Genomic DNA, 16,907 nt, shown 5'->3' with positions numbered 1-16,907 from the left:
ACAAATGCGTAGAGCAGGAGATTTCATGCGCCCTTCCATCCACCGTACCGCCCTCGCCGCCTTGCTGGCCGCCGCCTTCGTCGCGCCCGCCGCCACCTGGGCCCAGAAGCGCGACAACGTGCTGTTCCAGGCCGCCACCGACGAGCAGCCCGCGGTGATCAAGACGCTGGAGAAGCTCGTCAACATCGAGACCGGCACCGGTGACGCCGAAGGCATCGCCGCCGCGGGCAACTACCTCGAAGCCGAGCTCAAGAACCTGGGCTTCACCGTCACGCGCAGCAAGTCGGCCGGCCTCGTGGTGGGCGACAACATCGTCGGCAAGATCAAGGGCCGCGGCGGCAAGAACCTGCTGCTGATGTCGCACATGGACACCGTCTACCTGAAGGGCATCCTCGCGAAGGCGCCCTTCCGCGTCGAGGGCGACAAGGCCTACGGCCCCGGCATCGCCGACGACAAGGGCGGCAACGCGGTCATCCTGCACACGCTCAAGCTGCTGAAGGACTACGGCGTGCGCGACTACGGCACCATCACCGTGCTGTTCAACACCGACGAGGAAAAAGGCTCCTTCGGCTCGCGCGACCTGATCCAGGAAGAAGCCAAGCTGGCCGACTACGTGCTCTCCTTCGAGCCCACCAGCGCCGGTGACGAAAAGCTCTCGCTCGGCACCTCGGGCATCGCCTACGTGCAGGTCAACATCACCGGCAAGGCCTCGCACGCGGGTGCCGCGCCGGAGCTGGGCGTGAACGCGCTGGTCGAGGCGTCCGACCTGGTGCTGCGCACGATGAACATCGACGACAAGTCGAAGAACCTGCGCTTCAACTGGACCATCGCCAAGGCCGGCAACGTCTCGAACATCATCCCCGCCAGCGCCACGCTGAACGCCGACGTGCGCTACGCGCGCAACGAAGACTTCGACGCCGCCATGAAGACGCTGGAGGAGCGCGCGCAGCAGAAGAAGCTGCCCGAGGCCGACGTCAAGGTGATCGTCACGCGCGGCCGTCCGGCCTTCAACGCGGGCGAAGGCGGCAAGAAGCTGGTCGACAAGGCGGTGGCCTACTACAAGGAAGCCGGTGGCACGCTGGGCGTTGAAGAGCGCACCGGCGGCGGCACCGACGCCGCCTATGCGGCGCTCTCGGGCAAGCCCGTGATCGAAAGCCTGGGCCTGCCGGGCTTCGGCTACCACAGCGACAAGGCCGAGTACGTGGACATCAGCGCCATCCCGCGCCGGCTGTACATGGCCGCCCGGCTCATCATGGACCTGGGGGCAGGCAAGTAAGGCACGAAAAGAAAAGACAGGAGACAACGCCATGCTGCTCAGCGCCGACCAGGAAGCCATCCGCGACGCGGTGCGCGACTTCTCGCAAGCCGAACTCTGGCCCAACGCCGCGAAGTGGGACCGAGAGCACAGTTTTCCCAAGGAAGCGCACCAGGGCCTCGCCGCGCTGGGCGCCTACGGCATCTGCGTGCCCGAGGAGCATGGCGGCGCCGGCCTCGACTACCTCACGCTCGCGCTGGTGCTGGAGGAAATCGCCGCCGGCGACGGCGGCACCAGCACCGCCATCAGCGTGACCAACTGCCCGGTCAACGCCATCCTCATGCGCTACGGCAACACGCAGCAGAAGAAGCAGTGGCTCGAGCCGCTGGCGCAGGGCCGGATGCTCGGCGCCTTCTGCCTCACCGAGCCGCAGGCCGGCAGCGATGCATCGAGCCTGCGCACCACCGCGCGCAAGGATGGCGACGGCTACGTGATCGATGGCGTGAAGCAGTTCATCACCAGCGGCAAGAACGGGCAGGTCGCCATCGTCATCGCGGTGACCGACAAGGGCGCTGGCAAGCGCGGCATGAGCGCGTTCATCGTGCCCACCGACACGCCGGGCTACAACGTCGCGCGGCTGGAAGACAAGCTCGGCCAGCACAGCAGCGACACCGCGCAGATCAACTTCGACGGCTGCCGCATTCCGCGCGAGAACCTGATCGGCGCGGAGGGCGAGGGCTACAAGATCGCTCTCGGAGCGCTGGAAGGCGGGCGCATCGGCATCGCCGCGCAGAGCGTGGGCATGGCGCGCAGCGCCTTCGACGCCGCGCTGGCCTACGCCAAGGAGCGCCAGGCCTTCGGCGGCTCCATCTTCGACCAGCAGGCCGTGGGCTTCCGCCTCGCTGAATGCGCGACGCAGATCGAGGCCGCGCGCCAGCTGATCTGGCACGCGGCCAGCCTGCGCGACGCCGGCCTGCCCTGCCTGAAAGAGGCCGCCATGGCCAAGCTGTTCGCAAGCGAGATGGCCGAGCGCGTGTGCAGCGCCGCCATCCAGACACTGGGCGGCTACGGCTACGTGAACGACTTTCCGCTGGAGCGCATCTACCGCGACGTGCGCGTGTGCCAGATCTACGAAGGCACTTCGGACATCCAGAAGCTGCTGATCCAGCGCGCGCTGGCGTGACGTGAGCGCACGCCGAGGGCGACGCCCGGGCTGGTGGTACGCCGCGGCATTCGTGCTCGCGGCATTGGCCGTCTGGAGCTTCGTCATCGAGCCACGCTGGGTGGCCGCGCGCGTCGAGCCCCTGAGCTCGGACCAGTGGCAGGCGCCCGCCGGCCTGAAGGTCGCGGTGGCTGGCGACTGGCACCTCACATCCCGCTCGGCATGGCGCGTCACCAGCGTGGAGCGCGCCGCGCGCATCATCGACGAGATCAACGCCGCGCAGCCCGACGTGGTGCTGCTGCCCGGTGACTTCCTCGCGGGCACCGGCGAGGACGACGAGCCCCTGCCCATCGAAGACATGGCCGCCGTGCTCGGCAAGCTGAAGGCGCCGCAGGGTGTGTACGCGGTGTTGGGCAATCACGACTGGTGGCACGGCGGCCAGCGCACCGCAGAGGCACTGGCCGCGCAGGGCATCCGCGTACTGGAGAACACTTCGGCGCGCCTGCCCGGCCACGACATCTGGGTCGCCGGCATCGGAGACCATTCGACCGGCCATTCGGATCCGATGCGCGCGCTGGCCGGCATCCCCGCCGATGCGGCGACGCTGGTCATGATGCACGACCCCTTCAGCTTCGCGACCATGCCTCGCACGCGAGGCCTCGTGGTCGCCTCGCACACGCATGGAGGGCAGGTGAGCATTCCCGGCTACGGCGCGCTGATCGTGCCGGGCGCCGCCCCGCGCGAGTGGGCCTATGGCTGGATCGCGCACAAGGGCCGGCGCATGTACGTCACCAGCGGGCTGGGCGTCAGCATCCTGCCGGTGCGCTTCAACATGCGACCCGAGTGGGTGATGTTCCGGTAGGGCTGCGGGCCGCCTCTGCCGCCTGTCATCGGTTTGGATGACAGACAGGCGCCGCGTGCCGGCGCACCATGGCCGCCTCTTTCCCGGAGGCCCTTGCCATGACCGTTCAGAAATCCATTTCCCTTGCCGCTCGGCTGGCCCTTGTGCCGTCCGCCGTCGCTCTCGCCCTCTCCGCCCAGGCCCAGCCGGCGACGCCCGACATCGCGACGCTGACCGCAACAGAAGCCGTGCGGCAGCTGTGCGCAGGCACCGTCACCAGCGAGCAGCTGACGGCCGCCTACATCGCGCAGGCCAAGGCGAAGTCGAACCTCAACGCGTTCATCACCCTCGACGAAGCCGGTGCGCTGAAGCAGGCGCGTGCCGCCGATGCGCAGCGCAAGCGCGGCGGCGCATGCAAGCCGCTGGCGGGGCTTCCGGTGGCCATCAAGGACAACATCCAGGTGCAGGGCCTGCCCGCCACAGCCGGCACACCGGCGCTCAAGGGCTTCGTGCCTGCCGCCGATGCGCCGGTGGTGGCCAGGCTGCGCGCGGCCGGCGCCGTCGTGCTCGGCAAGACCAACATGCACGAGCTGGCCTTCGGCGTCACCGGCTACAACCCCGCCTTCCAGACCGGCACCGAGGTGGGCGTGCGCAATGCCTACGACGCCAGCCGTATCGCGGGCGGGTCGTCTTCGGGCAACGGCTCGGCACTCGGCGCGCGCATGGTGCCCGCGGCGCTGGGCACCGACACGGGCGGCTCGGTGCGCATTCCCTGCGCATTCAACGGCTGCGCCTCGCTGCGCCCGTCGGTGGGCCGCTATCCGCAGCAGGGCATCGCGCCGATCTCGCATACGCGCGACACCGCCGGGCCGATGGCACAGTCGATGGCCGACGTGGCGCTGCTCGACAGCGTCATCGCCGGCGGCGCACCGCCGAAGCCCGCGAACCTCAAGCGCGTGCGCCTCGGCGTGGTGCCGACCTTCCAGGCGAATCTCGATGCCGACACGCGCGCGGCCACCGATGCCGCGCTCGAAAAGCTACGCGCTGCCGGCGTCACGCTGGTGAACGTCGAGATGCCGAAGCTCATGGAGCTCAACGGCGCCGTCGGCTTCCCGCTCGCGCTCTACGAGGCGAACGACGACATGGCGGCCTATCTCGCGACATACCGCACCGGCATCGACATCGCGCAGCTCACGGCCGGCATCGCGAGCCCCGACGTCAAGGGCACCTTCGAAGCCTTCGTCATCCCGCGCAAGCTGCCGGCGCCCAGCGGCGTGGTGGATGCGAAGCCGGTCTACGACAACGCGATGCGCGTCGCGCGCCCCGCGTTGCAGAAGCTGTATCGCGACACCTTCACGAAGAACAGGCTCGACGCGCTGGTGTTCCCGACGGTGCCGCGCGTGGCCCTGGCGGCCGCGCCGGACGCCAGCAGCCCCGAGAACTTCGGCGCGCTGATCCAGAACACCGACCCGGGCAGCAATGCCGGCATTCCCGGCATCCAGTTGCCCTCGGGCATCGGCGCGACGACGGGTCTGCCCGTGGGCCTGGAGCTCGACGGCCCCGCCGGCAGCGACCGCAGGCTGCTGGCCGTGGGCCTCGCGGTGGAGAAGGTGCTGGGACGGCTGCCCGCGCCGAAGTGACCGGCTGCGGGTGTCAGCGCAAGGCCGCCAGCGCCGAGCGGCGCTCGATGCCCAGCTTGTCGAAGATGCGGCGCAGGTAGGTGCGCACGGTGGGCACGCTCACCGCCATGCGCCGCGCGATCTCCTTGTCGGTGAGCCCTTCGCGTACGCAGCGGGCCACCTCCTGCTCGCGCGCACTCAGCAGCGCATCGGAGGAGGCAGGTGCATGCGATGAAGGTATGGCTGTTGCAGCGGCACGCTGCGCCCGCTGCAACGCGCCGATGAACGCCGGCTCGATCAGGTCCAGCAGCGCCTTCTCGTGATCGCCGAAATCGCCGCGCCCCTTGCGGCGCCAGATGCGCAGGTCGCCCAGTGCCCGGTCGCCCTCGAAGGCATGCAGGTTCATGCCCCAGTGCAGGCCGTCGCGCGCGAGGAAGTCGTTGAAGAAGGGCGTGCGCATCAGCTCGCGCTGCGGCATCACCTCGGTCACGCGCGTGGCACGGCGGCGCGACTGCAGCACGAAGGTGATCGGGTCGTGGTGCTGGTGCCACTGCGCGTAAGTGTCGAGGTTCGCCGGGTCCATGTGGATCGCCACGCGCGAGCCGAAGCTGTTGCCCGCCGCGTCCCAAACGAAGGAGGCGAACTGGTCGGCGTGCAGCAGGTCGAGCAGAGCCCTACCGAGGCGCTCGCGGATCTCGTGCTCGCCACGGTCGTCCTCGGCCAGCAGCGCGAAGACGCCGCGCAGGGCCTGCTGTTCGGGGGCTGTGAGGTACATCGCGGGCTTTCTCGACGGGCTAGGGCAACGCTATCGTTTAGCAAGCGCCGCGCCAAGGGTGGATGCCCAGGGACCGGGCCGGCCGGTGCGCAGGCGCTGCAGGAGCCCATCCGCCGCAAGCGGCCTTCACCGGCTCCGGGCTTGCCCTGTCGGAAGCTGGGCCGCGAGGTGTTCCAATAGCGGTCTTCATGAGTTCCACCGATCCCACCCCCGGGCCTTGCCCCTGCGGCCGAACCGACCGCCGCGACAAGCCCGTCGCCCATGCCCTGTGCTGCGGCCGATATCTCGACGATTTCGACGGCACGCCCGCGCCCGATGCCGAATCGCTGATGCGCTCGCGCTATTCGGCCTTCGTGCTGGAGCGCGGCGAGTACCTGCTCGCCACCTGGCACCCCTCGAAGCGCCCGGCCTCCATCGAGTTCGAGCCGGGCGTCAAATGGCTCGGGCTGGACGTCCGCGCCCGGTCGGTGCTCGATGCGGACCACGCCGAGGTCGAGTTCGTCGCGCGCCAGCGCGGCCCCTCCGGCGCCGCCACGCGCCTGCACGAGCGCAGCCGCTTCGTGCGCGAGGACGGGCGCTGGTACTACCTCGACGGCGACCTGCGGTAACAACCCGCGGGTTGACGCGCCCGGCCGAGGCTCGCACAATCGGCCCCGCTCCGGGGTGCACGCATGTGGCGTGCTGAGATGGCAAAGCTGCCGACCCGCGAACTTGATCCGGGTCATACCGGCGTAAGAAGAGCTGCACTCCCTGACTTCGGTCCGTCCACCTTCCCGTGACGGGCTTCTGCCGAAGACCACCGAGCGATTGCGGAGCACCCTTTCCTCAACAAGGAGTGCCTCCGATGAATGCCCCCGACAAGTTCACCTCGCTGCTTTCGCTGACGCGCGAGCCCTTTCCCGCGTCGCACAAGTGCGTGATCCCGGGCAGCCGGCCCGACCTGTTCGTGCCCGTGCGCGACGTGCAGCTGACCAACGGCGAGACCGTGTCGCTCTACGACACCTCCGGCCCGTACACCGACCCGAAGGTCGAGATCGACGTGCGCCGGGGCCTGCCCGACGTGCGCGGCGCGTGGATCGCCGAACGCGGCGACACCGAGAGCTACGAAGGCCGCGTGCACCATGCGCTGGACGACGGCGCCAAGAACGAGGACCGCGACGCCCAGCGCCTGGCCGAACTGCGCGCCGGTGCCTCGGCGCTGCAGCGCACGCCCCGCCGCGCGAAATCGGGCGGCAATGTCACGCAGATGCACTACGCACGCCGCGGCATCGTCACGCCCGAAATGGAATACGTCGCCCTGCGCGAGAACGGCAAGCGCGAGTGGATGGCCGAGTACCTCGCCAACGAGGAGCGTGCGAAGCGCGTGGCTGGCAACCCGATGGGCGCGAGCATCCCGCGCATCATCACGCCCGAGTTCGTGCGCGACGAGGTGGCGCGCGGCCGCGCGATCATTCCCGCGAACATCAACCACCCCGAGGTCGAGCCGATGGCCATCGGCCGCAACTTCAAGGTGAAGATCAACGCGAACATCGGCAATTCGGCCGTCACCTCGAGCATCGAGGAAGAGGTGGAGAAGCTGGTGTGGGCCATCCGCTGGGGCGCGGACAACGTGATGGATCTTTCCACCGGCAAGAACATCCACACCACGCGCGACTGGATCGTGCGCAACAGTCCCGTGCCGATCGGCACCGTGCCCATCTACCAGGCGCTCGAGAAGGTGGGCGGCGTGGCCGAGGACCTGACCTGGGAGATCTACCGCGACACGCTCATCGAGCAGGCGGAACAGGGCGTCGACTACTTCACCATCCACGCCGGCCTGCGCCTGCCCTTCATCCACCTGACGGCCAACCGCATGACGGGCATCGTGTCGCGCGGCGGCTCGATCATGGCCAAGTGGTGCATCGCGCATCACAAGGAGAGCTTCCTCTACACGCACTTCGAGGACATCTGCGACATCATGAAGGCCTACGACGTGAGCTTCTCGCTCGGCGACGGCCTGCGCCCCGGCTCGGGCGCCGACGCCAACGACGAGGCCCAGTTCGCCGAACTGCGCACGCTGGGCGAGCTCACGCAGATCGCCTGGAAGCACGACGTGCAGACCATGATCGAAGGCCCGGGCCATGTGCCGATGCACATGATCCAGTCGAACATGGACGAGCAGCTCAAGCATTGCCACGAGGCGCCCTTCTACACGCTGGGCCCGCTGACCATCGACATCGCGCCGGGCTACGACCACATCGCCAGCGCGATCGGCGCGGCCATGATCGGCTGGGCCGGCACCGCGATGCTGTGCTACGTGACGCCGAAGGAGCACCTGGGCCTGCCCGATCGCGACGACGTGAAGCAGGGGATCATTGCCTACAAGATCGCCGCGCACGCCGCGGACGTGGCCAAGGGGCACCCGGGCGCGCGCTCGCGCGACGACGCGCTGAGCAAGGCGCGCTTCGAGTTCCGGTGGCAGGACCAGTTCAACCTCGGCCTCGACCCCGACACGGCGCGCGAATTCCACGACGAGACGCTGCCCAAGGATTCGAGCAAGGTGGCGCACTTCTGCTCGATGTGCGGCCCCAAGTTCTGCTCGATGAAGATCACGCAGGAAGTGCGCGAGTACGCCGCGAAGAAGGGCGTGGCCGAGGATCAGGCCATGAGCGAGGGCATGGAGGAGAAGTCGAAGGAGTTCATGGCGGGCGGGGGTGAGATGTACATCCCCATCAAGGCCGTGTCCTGAAGCGTTGACCCCGGGGCCGGGGCGCCCCGGCCTCAGTTCCAGCGTGGAACCGCTTCGTCCTTGAGCTGCTGCCGCAGCGCGTCGTAGTCGGGCACCACGCTCTCCACGGTCTCCCAGAAGCGGTGCGAGTGGTCCATCACCCGCAGGTGGGCCAGTTCGTGCGCCACGACGTAGTCGATCACCGGCAGCCGGAAGTGGATCAGCCGCCAGTTGAGCCGGATCGACCCGTCGGCGCTGGCGCTGCCCCAGCGCGTTGCCGCGTTGGACAGCGACAGCTTCTGCCACTGCACGCCGAGCAGCGGCGCGAAGTGGTCCAGCCGCTCGATGAACAGCTTGCGCGCCTGCCGCATGAGCCAGGCCTGCGCGGCGTCGCGGATCTGCGAGGGCTCGGCGTTCTGCGAGACGGCCAGCCGCAGGATGCGCGGCGCGCCTTCCTCGGTGGCTGCGTCCAGCGTGCCACCGACGCTCGCGAAGCCGTGCTTGGGATCGAGCCGCATCACGACCGGCTCTCCCAGGAACGGGAAGGCTGCGCCGTCCTTCCATTCGATGCGCGTGGCTTCCACGCGCGCGAGGCGCTGTCGCGTCTCCGTGAGCTTGCGCAGGATCCAGTCCGACTTCTCGTGGATGGCCGCATCCACATCGCGCAGCGCCACCCAGCGCGGCGCGCGCACCGACAGCCCTTCGGCCCCCACCAGGAAGCCGATGGTCTTGCGCTTGCCGCGCTTGAATTCGTAGGCCACGCGCGCGGAGCCCAGCACCACTTCGCGCGTGGCCTGGGGGTGGGCGAAGTTCGCGAGCGTCAGCGTGTCGGCCAGCGGCACCGCGGGCGGCGCATTCGGATCGACGGGCGCGGGAGGAAGGATGGCCGCGTCCGGCAGCACGGAAGGCGGTACCGCCGGCTTCGGCTTCCTCGGACGGCGCGGACGTGCCGGCGCGGGCGCCGGGGGCGCGAACTCGCTCCCCAGCCCCTCGAACAGGTCCATCGTGAACCGGAGCAATCCCCCCATGGCGGGCCTTCTGGCTTCTGTCGCTCTACCGGCGGCCCGCGCCCGTCAGCTCACCGCTTCCTGCCGGGCGGGCCGGGAGGGGCTGTTCGCGTAGGCCTCGGGGTCGAGGCGGCGCATCTCGGCCTCGATCCACTCCTCGACCTCGCGCATCAGCTCGTCGGGCTTGCGGCCCACGCTGGGAATGGCCGGGCCGATGGACACGTCGACCACGCCGGGGCGCTTGATGAAGGCCTTGCGCGGCCAGACCTTGGCCGAGGTCACGGCGATCGGGATCACCGGCACGCCGGTCTCGCAGGCCAGCCGCGTGCCGCCGCTCTTGTAGGTGCCCTTCTGCCCGCGCGGGATGCGCGTGCCCTCGGGGAACATGATGATCCAGATGCCCTGCGCGAGCAGCTTGCGCCCCTGGTTCACCACCTTGTTGAAGGCCTGTGCGCGCTGGCTGCGGTCGATGTGGATCATGTCCAGCCGCGCCATCGCCCAGCCGAAAAAGGGGATGTAGAGCAGCTCCTTCTTGAACACGTAGGCCAGCGGATGCGGCATCAGCGTGGGCATGAGGAAGGTCTCGAGCGTGGACTGGTGCTTCACCAGCAGGATCGCGCCGGCGAGCTTGTCGGTCGGCAGGTTCTCCATGCCGCTCACGCGCGTCCTGATGCCCAGCAGCACCCGCGCGCCGCCGATGGCCCAGCCCAGCCACCGCACGGCCATCCAGTAGAGCGGCACGCCGCGCTTCCAGAGCGAGCTGACGCACATGATGATGCCCCAGGGCACCACGGTGACGAGCATCCAGAGTGCGTGGAGAACGGAACGGAACAACGCCATCAGACAGCCACCTGCAGTGCATCCCGCGCTTCGCGCGCGAGCAGAAAATCGACAAAGGCGGCGAGGTCGTCGTGGACCATCGTGTTCGCCGGGTATTCGGAAGGAAGCGGATCCACGCCGCGGCAGGCCGCGCCCATGCCTGTGAGCAGCAGGTGCGGCTCGCAGCCGGCCGCCGCGCCGGCCTGCAGGTCGCGCAGGCTGTCGCCGCAGGTCGGAATGCCCTTGAGATCGATGCCGTAGCGGTCGCCGATCTGCAGGAACAGGCCGGCTTCGGCTTGCGGCAGTCGCAGTTCTCGTCGGGGCTGTGCGGGCAGTAGAACACCGCGTCGACCTTGCCGCCCACGGCCGCGAGCATCTTGTGCATCTTGGCGTGCATCGCGTTGAGCGAGGCCATGTCGAACAGGCCGCGCCCCAGGCCCGACTGGTTCGACGCGATCACCACGTGCCACCCCGCATGGTTGAGCCGCGCCACCGCTTCCAGCGCACCGGGCAGCGGCGTCCACTCGATGTCGCTCTTCACGAAGTCTTCGCGGTGCACGTTCAGCGTGCCGTTGCGGTCGAGGATGACGAGTTTCATGGCGGTGCCGCCCATGGTGGTGTTGCCGGAAGGATGTTCAGACCGCCAGCCGCTCGAGCTGCGCCACGCGGTTCATCGCGGCGTGCAGCGACATCAGCAGGCCCAGCCGGTTCAGCCGCAGGTCGGCCTGCTCGGCGTTGACCATCACGCCGTCGAAGAAGGCATCGACCGGCTCGCGCAGCGCGGCCAGCGTCTGCAGCGAAGCGGTGTAGTCGCCGGCGTCGAACTGCGCGTTGGCGGCGGGCACGACCTGCGCCATGGCCGCGTGCAGCGCCTTCTCGGCGGGCTCCTGCAGCAGCAGTTCGCTGACGTGCGCGTCAGCCTCGGGAGCCTTCTTGAGGATGTTGCCGATACGCTTGTTCGCTGCCGCGAGCGCTGCGGCGGCCGGCAGGGCAGCGAAGGCGCGCACGGCGGCCAGCAGCTTGGGCACCTCGCCCAGGCGCTGCGGGCGCGGTGCCAGCACGGCCTCGACCTCCTGCGCGCTGGCGCCCTGCTCGCGCAGGGAACCCGCAAGGCGGTCGTAGATGAAGTCGACGACCTGGCCAACGTCCTCCGCCGCCTTGTGCAGCGGGAACTCGCCGGTCTTGCCGATGGCGTCGTCCAGCGCCGTGCGCGCGTCGCTCACCAGCCTGGTCAGCTCCAGCGGCAGGTCTTTCTCGACCAGCATGCGGATCACGCCCAGCGCGTGGCGGCGCAGCGCGAACGGGTCGCGGTCGCCCGTGGGCAGGTTGCCGATGCCGAACATGCCGACCAGCGTCTCGAGCTTGTCGGCCAGCGCCACCACGAGGCCCACGGTGTTGCGCGGCAGCTCGTCGCCGGCGAAGCGCGGCTTGTAGTGGTCCTCGATGGCGTCGGCCACCGATGCGTCGAGGCCGTCGTGCAGCGCGTAGTAGCGGCCCATGATGCCCTGCAGCTCGGGGAACTCGCCGACCATGTCGGTCACGAGGTCGGCCTTGGCGAGCTGGGCGGCCTGCGTGGCATGCGCGGCGAGGGCCGCGTCGCCGAGCTTCTCGGCAATGCCGCGCGCGATGCGCATCACGCGCTCCACGCGCTCGCCCTGCGTGCCCAGCTTGTTGTGATAGACCACCTTGCCCAGCGATTCGACGCGCGAGGCCAGCGACTTCTTGCGGTCCTGGTCGAAGAAGAACTTGGCGTCGGCCAGGCGCGGGCGCACCACGCGCTCGTTGCCGCCGATGACCGCGCTCGCGTCGTCGGGGCTGATGTTGCTGACGACGAGGAACTTGTTGGTGAGCTTGCCCGAGGCGTCGAGCAGCGGAAAGTACTTCTGGTTGGCCTTCATCGTGAGGATGAGGCACTCCTGCGGCACTTCGAGGAACTCGCGCTCGAAGCTGCAGACCAGAACGTTCGGGCGCTCGACCAGCGCGGTCACTTCGTCGAGCAGGGCGTCGTCCTCGATGGGCACCGAGCCGCCGCCGGCCTTCACCGCGGCCGCCGCGAGCTGGCGCGCGATCTCGGCGCGGCGCGTCTCGAAGCTCGCGATGACGGCGCCTTCCTCCTGCAGCTGCAGCGCATAGCTGTTGGCATCGCGCAGCACCACCGGATCGACCGCCGCCTCGAAGCGGTGGCCGTGCGTTTCGCGGCCCGCCTTCAGGCCCAGCGCCTCCACCGGAACCACGGCATCGCCGTACAGCGCCACGAGGCCGTGCGCGGGTCGCACGAAGCTCACGCTGCTCCAGCCCGGCAGCTCGCAGCCGCTTTCGAGCTGGTAGCTCATGACCTTGGGAATCGGCAGCTTGGCGATGGCTTCGGCCAGCGCCTTCTGCAGGCCCTCGGCCAGCGTTGCACCCTTGGCGGTGCTTTCGTAGAACAGGGCTTCGGCCTTGCCGTCCATCGCGCGCTTGAGGCCGGGCACGGCGGAGGCGTCGGCGCCCAACGCGCCCAGGCGCTTCAGCAGAGCGGGCGTAGGCTGGCCCGAAGCGTCGAGGCCCACGGCCACGGGCATGAGCTTCTGCGACACGGCCTTGTCTGCGGCGCGTTCGGCCACGTGCGTGATGTGCGCGGCCAGGCGGCGCGGCGAGGCGTACGGCGTCAGCACCGCACCGGCGTCGGCAAGGCCCTGCGCCACGAGTTGGTCGCGCAGCACGCCGGCAAAGGCGTCGCCGAGCTTCTTCAGTGCCTTCGGCGGCAGCTCTTCGACAAACAGTTCGACCAGGAGGGAGTTCTTGTTCATGGGGGTCGTCATCGCTCAGGCAACCTTCTTCGGCGGGATCTGCGCGACCCACTCGCGCGGCGCCATCGGGAAGCCCAGGCGCTCGCGGCTGTCGTAGTAGCTCTGCGCCACGCTGCGCGCGAGGTTGCGGATGCGGCCGATGTAGGCGGCGCGCTCGGTCACGCTGATCGCGCCGCGCGCGTCCAGCAGGTTGAAGCTGTGCGCGGCCTTCAGCACCTGCTCGTAGGCGGGCAGCGCGAGCTGGGCGTCCATGAGGTGCCTGGCCTGCTTCTCGTGCGCGTTGAAGGCGGTGAACAGGAACTCGGCGTCGCTGTGCTCGAAGTTGTAGGTCGACTGCTCGACCTCGTTCTGCTTGTAGACGTCGCCGTAGCTCAGGCCGTCGGTCCAGGTGAGGTTGTAGACGTTGTCCACGCCCTGCAGGTACATGGCCAGGCGCTCCAGGCCGTAGGTGATCTCGCCGGTGATGGGCTTGCAGTCGATGCCGCCGACCTGCTGGAAGTAGGTGAACTGGGTCACCTCCATGCCGTTGAGCCAGACTTCCCAGCCCAGGCCCCAGGCGCCGAGCGTGGGGTTCTCCCAGTCGTCCTCGACGAAGCGGATGTCGTTCTTCTTCAGGTCGAAGCCCAGGGCCTCGAGGCTGCCGAGGTAGAGCTCGAGGATGTTCGAGGGCGCCGGCTTCAGCACCACCTGGTACTGGTAGTAGTGCTGCAGGCGGTTGGGGTTCTCGCCGTAGCGGCCGTCCTTGGGGCGGCGGCTGGGCTGCACGTAGGCGGCTTTCCAGGGCTCGGGGCCCAGCGCGCGCAGGAAGGTGGCGGTGTGCGAGGTGCCCGCGCCCACTTCCATGTCGTACGGTTGCAGCAGCGCGCAGCCCTTGTCGGCCCAGTACGACTGCAGTTTGAGAATGATTTGTTGGAAGGTCAGCATGGATCTGCGTGAAGGCGGCCGCCCGGCGGGAGAAGAACCCGCGGCGCAACGAACCGGCTATTTTACGAGGCGGCGGGCAGTCAGGAACGGGCCGCTATGCTCCTGCCCTTCCCGTCGAACCCCCAGCCCTGTCGCCCGAACGCCCCACTCATGCCCGTTGACCATGCCGCACTGATCGCCCTGGGAGAGCGCCTCGGCGCCCAGGCCTGGCCCGGATTCCTGGTTCTTCTCGCCCTGCTGACCCTGGTCGCCGGCATCGCCGCATGGGGCTTCGAGCACCTGCGCCGCCGCCGCGCGGCGCAACCCGAGCCGGGCGCCGGGCTGCTGTTCGGCGGGCTGGCCATCGGTGCGGCGGCGGTGCTGGCGCTGGCCTGGGTATTCGCCGAAGTGGCCGAGGGCCTTGGCAACGGCCGGCCAATGGGCCTGCTGGACGAGACGATCAGCCATTCCGTGGGCGTGAATACGCCACCGGGCGTGCGCGAGGTGTTCTCGTGGCTCACCCACCTTGCCGACCCGATCACCGTGGTGCTGCTGTGCACCGGAGTGGCGATCGCGCTGTGGCTGCGCGGGCACCGCGGCTTCGCTGCCGGCTGGGTCGCGGCCACGGTCGGCAATGCACTGCTGAACCACATGCTCAAGCACATCTTCGAGCGCGCCCGGCCGGTGCATGACTTCGGCTTCGCGCAGGTCTCGGGCTACTCCTTTCCGAGCGGCCACAGCTCGGGCTCGATGGTGCTCTACGGCATGCTGGGCTACCTGGGGCTGCGCATGATGCCCGCGCGCTGGCGCGTGCCATCGGTGATGGCGGCGACGGCCGTGATCGTCACCGTGGCCTGCAGCCGCATCTTCGTGCGGGCGCACTTCCCGAGCGACGTGCTCGCGGGGCTGTGCTCGGGCGCCGCATGGCTGGCGATCTGCATCGCGAGCATCGAGTACGCGCGGCACCATCGCGGAACGGACCGCCGATAGAAAGAAAAAAGGCCGCTGCGGCTTTCACCGCTGCGGCCTTGTTCTGCAGAGGGGCGCCATGCGCCCCGGGGGGATCAGTACTCCCAGAAGATGCGCTGCAGTTCCTTGGTGTTGTTCGTCTTGGTCAGGGCGACCATCGCCAGGATGCGCGCCTTCTGCGGACGCAGGTCGTGCGCCACCACCCAGTCGTACTTGTCGTCGGGCTGCTCGGCGTTGCGGATCACGAAGCCGTCGGGCACGCGGGCGCTGCGGATCACGATCACGCCGTCGGCGCGGGCCTTCTGCAGGTTCGGAACGATGCGGTCGGCCACCGAGCCGTTGCCGGTACCGCCGTGGATCAGCGCCTTGGCGCCGCTCTTGGCGATGGCGTCGATGGCCACCGAGCTCACGCCCTCGTAGCCCATGGCAATTTCAACCGGCGGCAGCGCGGTGATGCTGTCGATGTCGAACTCCGAGTTCATGGTGTGACGCTTCACCGGCGCGCGGAACCAGTAGTTGCGGCCTTCGACGATCATGCCCAGCGGGCCCCACTGGCTGGAGAAGGCATTGGTCTTGATGTTGACGTTCTTGCTCACGTCGCGGCCGGTGTCGATGTTGTCGTTCATCGTCACGAGCACGCCCTTGCCCATCGCGTCCTTGCTGCCCGCCACGTTCACGGCGTTGTACAGGTTGAGAGCGCCGTCGGCCGACAGCGCGGTGCCCGGGCGCATCGAGCCGACCACCACGATCGGCTTGCTGGTGTGCACGGTCAGCGTGAGGAAGTAGGCGGTTTCTTCCAGCGTGTCGGTGCCGTGGGTGATGACGATGCCGTCCACGTCCGATTGCTTCGACAGCGCAGACACGCGCTTGGCCAGCGTCATCAGGTTGTCGTTGGTGAGGCTTTCCGACGCGACCTGGAACACCTGTTCGCCGCGCACGTTGGCGACCTTGGAGAGCTCCGGCAAGCCGGCGATCAGCTTCTCGACGCCGACCTTGGCGGCCGCGTAGGTGGCGCTGTTGACGGCCGAGGCGCCGGCCCCGGCGATGGTGCCGCCGGTGGCGAGGATCACCACATTGGGCAGCGCCTGCTGCGCCTGCGCGAGCGCGCTGGCGGCCAGCAGCGCGGCGCCGGCCGCGAAGGCACGGAAACGGGGAGAGAGGTACATAAACAACTCCTGTGTTGAATGGAATTTTTCGAGGCGGCGAGGAAGATACAGGAACCATGCCCGCATGCCCTGCCCGCTCATGCCGGCATGGCATGCGGTCATGCCAGGGGTACCGGTGGTATTACCATCGACCGCGCGCACCGCCGCTCGCCCACCCGCCACCATGAACGCCGATCCCGCCGCCCTTCCCGTCTCGACCGCCCAGGAAATGCCCGCGCCCGACGGCCCCCTGTCGCGCGCCAGGCCCGGGCGCGAACGCATCATGGCGGCGATCCGCACCGCGGCGGTCACGGAGTTCAGCCTGCATGGCCTCAAGGGCACCTCGACCCAGGCCATCGCGGCGCGCGCCGGCCTCACCAAGCCCCAGCTGCACTACTACATCGCCGGCAAGGAAGAACTCTACGAAGAGCTGCTGATGCAGGTGCTGCACGCATGGAAGGTGGTGTTCTCCTTCGAGGACGCGAGCGACCCGGCCACGGTGCTGGGCGACTACATCCGCAAGAAGCTGGACCACGCCATCGACAGCCCCGAGATGTCGCGCATCTTCACGCGCGAAATTCTCGACGGCGGGCGCAACCTCGACCGCTACTGGCCCAACGCACGGGCCTGGACGCAGAAGAAGATCGACGTCATCAACGGCTGGATCGCGCGCGGCCAGATGCGCCCGCTCGACGCACGCATCCTGCTGATGCACATCTGGGCCATGACGCAGAGCTATGCCGACTACGCGATCCAGACGCGCGTGATGCTCGGCCTGCCGCCCGACGCGCCCTTCGACCGCGAGCCGATCGCGCGCGAGCTGGTGGCCTTCGTGCTGCACGGCTGCGGCATCGAGGCCTGAGCGCCGGCTGCGGTCGTAGCCAATTCTTTCTTCTTACTCCTCTTCCAGCCTTCC

At 68.9% G+C, this 16,907-nt stretch carries 14 protein-coding genes, 1 pseudogene and 1 riboswitch; of the genes and pseudogenes, 8 read left to right on the top strand and 7 right to left on the bottom strand.

Annotated features, from left to right (window positions below):
- Window positions 1-25: 25 nt before the first annotated feature.
- The 4 genes from ACAM57_RS03250 (at window position 26) to iaaH (ending at window position 4,898) form a co-directional block, all read left to right on the top strand.
- Window positions 26-1,276 carry a glutamate carboxypeptidase gene (locus ACAM57_RS03250; protein ID WP_369660685.1) on the top strand — a complete coding sequence of 417 codons (1,251 nt, stop codon included), beginning with the start codon at window positions 26-28 and terminating at the stop codon, window positions 1,274-1,276.
- A gap of 31 nt (window positions 1,277-1,307) precedes the next feature.
- Window positions 1,308-2,438, top strand: coding sequence for an acyl-CoA dehydrogenase family protein (locus ACAM57_RS03245; protein ID WP_184640920.1), 1,131 nt, complete (start codon window positions 1,308-1,310; stop codon window positions 2,436-2,438).
- 1 nt (window position 2,439) lies between these two features.
- Window positions 2,440-3,279 carry a metallophosphoesterase gene (locus tag ACAM57_RS03240; RefSeq protein WP_369660684.1) on the top strand — a complete coding sequence of 280 codons (840 nt, stop codon included), beginning with the start codon at window positions 2,440-2,442 and terminating at the stop codon, window positions 3,277-3,279.
- Between the two features lie 98 nt (window positions 3,280-3,377).
- Window positions 3,378-4,898, top strand: a complete 1,521-nt coding sequence (iaaH, locus tag ACAM57_RS03235) for an indoleacetamide hydrolase (protein WP_369660683.1) — start codon at window positions 3,378-3,380, stop codon at window positions 4,896-4,898.
- 13 nt (window positions 4,899-4,911) lie between these two features.
- On the opposite strand, the gene ACAM57_RS03230 is transcribed toward iaaH, so the two are convergent.
- Window positions 4,912-5,652, bottom strand: a complete 741-nt coding sequence (locus tag ACAM57_RS03230) for a response regulator transcription factor (protein ID WP_369660682.1) — start codon at window positions 5,650-5,652, stop codon at window positions 4,912-4,914.
- A gap of 188 nt (window positions 5,653-5,840) precedes the next feature.
- Here ACAM57_RS03230 and ACAM57_RS03225 point away from each other — a divergent pair, with 188 nt between their 5' ends.
- Window positions 5,841-6,260, top strand: a complete 420-nt coding sequence (locus ACAM57_RS03225) for a YchJ family protein (RefSeq protein WP_126023773.1) — start codon at window positions 5,841-5,843, stop codon at window positions 6,258-6,260.
- Window positions 6,261-6,301: 41 nt separating this feature from the next.
- Window positions 6,302-6,407, top strand: a riboswitch (TPP riboswitch).
- An 89-nt stretch (window positions 6,408-6,496) separates the two neighbouring features.
- Window positions 6,497-8,380: a phosphomethylpyrimidine synthase ThiC gene (thiC, locus tag ACAM57_RS03220; RefSeq protein ID WP_369660681.1), complete on the top strand. Its 1,884-nt coding sequence runs from the start codon at window positions 6,497-6,499 to the stop codon at window positions 8,378-8,380.
- A 32-nt stretch (window positions 8,381-8,412) separates the two neighbouring features.
- Here thiC and ACAM57_RS03215 read toward each other — a convergent pair whose 3' ends face one another.
- From ACAM57_RS03215 to glyQ, 5 genes and pseudogenes are all read right to left on the bottom strand, one after another.
- Complete coding sequence (locus ACAM57_RS03215) at window positions 8,413-9,387, bottom strand: M48 family metallopeptidase (RefSeq protein ID WP_369660680.1); 975 nt, start codon at window positions 9,385-9,387, stop codon at window positions 8,413-8,415.
- 45 nt (window positions 9,388-9,432) lie between these two features.
- Window positions 9,433-10,206 (bottom strand): 1-acyl-sn-glycerol-3-phosphate acyltransferase, encoded by a 774-nt coding sequence (locus tag ACAM57_RS03210; protein ID WP_126023775.1) that lies wholly within the window; start codon window positions 10,204-10,206, stop codon window positions 9,433-9,435.
- A pseudogene (gene gmhB, locus ACAM57_RS03205) lies at window positions 10,206-10,798 on the bottom strand (D-glycero-beta-D-manno-heptose 1,7-bisphosphate 7-phosphatase). The gene ACAM57_RS03210 and the pseudogene gmhB overlap by 1 nt, the downstream one beginning before the upstream one ends.
- Window positions 10,799-10,820: 22 nt before the next feature.
- Window positions 10,821-12,974 carry a glycine--tRNA ligase subunit beta gene (gene glyS / locus ACAM57_RS03200; RefSeq protein ID WP_184640926.1) on the bottom strand — a complete coding sequence of 718 codons (2,154 nt, stop codon included), beginning with the start codon at window positions 12,972-12,974 and terminating at the stop codon, window positions 10,821-10,823.
- Between the two features lie 15 nt (window positions 12,975-12,989).
- Entirely contained in the window at window positions 12,990-13,898 is a 909-nt protein-coding gene (gene glyQ, locus ACAM57_RS03195; protein ID WP_184640927.1) for a glycine--tRNA ligase subunit alpha, read from the bottom strand.
- Window positions 13,899-14,048: 150 nt separating this feature from the next.
- Between glyQ and ACAM57_RS03190 the strand changes: the two genes are divergently transcribed.
- A complete protein-coding gene (locus tag ACAM57_RS03190) occupies window positions 14,049-14,867 on the top strand; it encodes a phosphatase PAP2 family protein (RefSeq protein WP_369660679.1) in 819 nt (272 codons plus the stop codon).
- A 74-nt stretch (window positions 14,868-14,941) separates the two neighbouring features.
- On the opposite strand, the gene ACAM57_RS03185 is transcribed toward ACAM57_RS03190, so the two are convergent.
- Window positions 14,942-16,012 carry an asparaginase gene (locus tag ACAM57_RS03185; RefSeq protein ID WP_184640929.1) on the bottom strand — a complete coding sequence of 357 codons (1,071 nt, stop codon included), beginning with the start codon at window positions 16,010-16,012 and terminating at the stop codon, window positions 14,942-14,944.
- A gap of 163 nt (window positions 16,013-16,175) precedes the next feature.
- Here ACAM57_RS03185 and ACAM57_RS03180 point away from each other — a divergent pair, with 163 nt between their 5' ends.
- Window positions 16,176-16,853 carry a TetR/AcrR family transcriptional regulator gene (locus ACAM57_RS03180; protein WP_184640930.1) on the top strand — a complete coding sequence of 226 codons (678 nt, stop codon included), beginning with the start codon at window positions 16,176-16,178 and terminating at the stop codon, window positions 16,851-16,853.
- Window positions 16,854-16,907: the final 54 nt, after the last annotated feature.

The organism is Variovorax sp. V15 (genome assembly GCF_041154425.1).
Taxonomy (GTDB): domain Bacteria; phylum Pseudomonadota; class Gammaproteobacteria; order Burkholderiales; family Burkholderiaceae_C; genus Variovorax; species Variovorax guangxiensis.
This window is presented reverse-complemented; position numbering and strand designations above follow the sequence as displayed.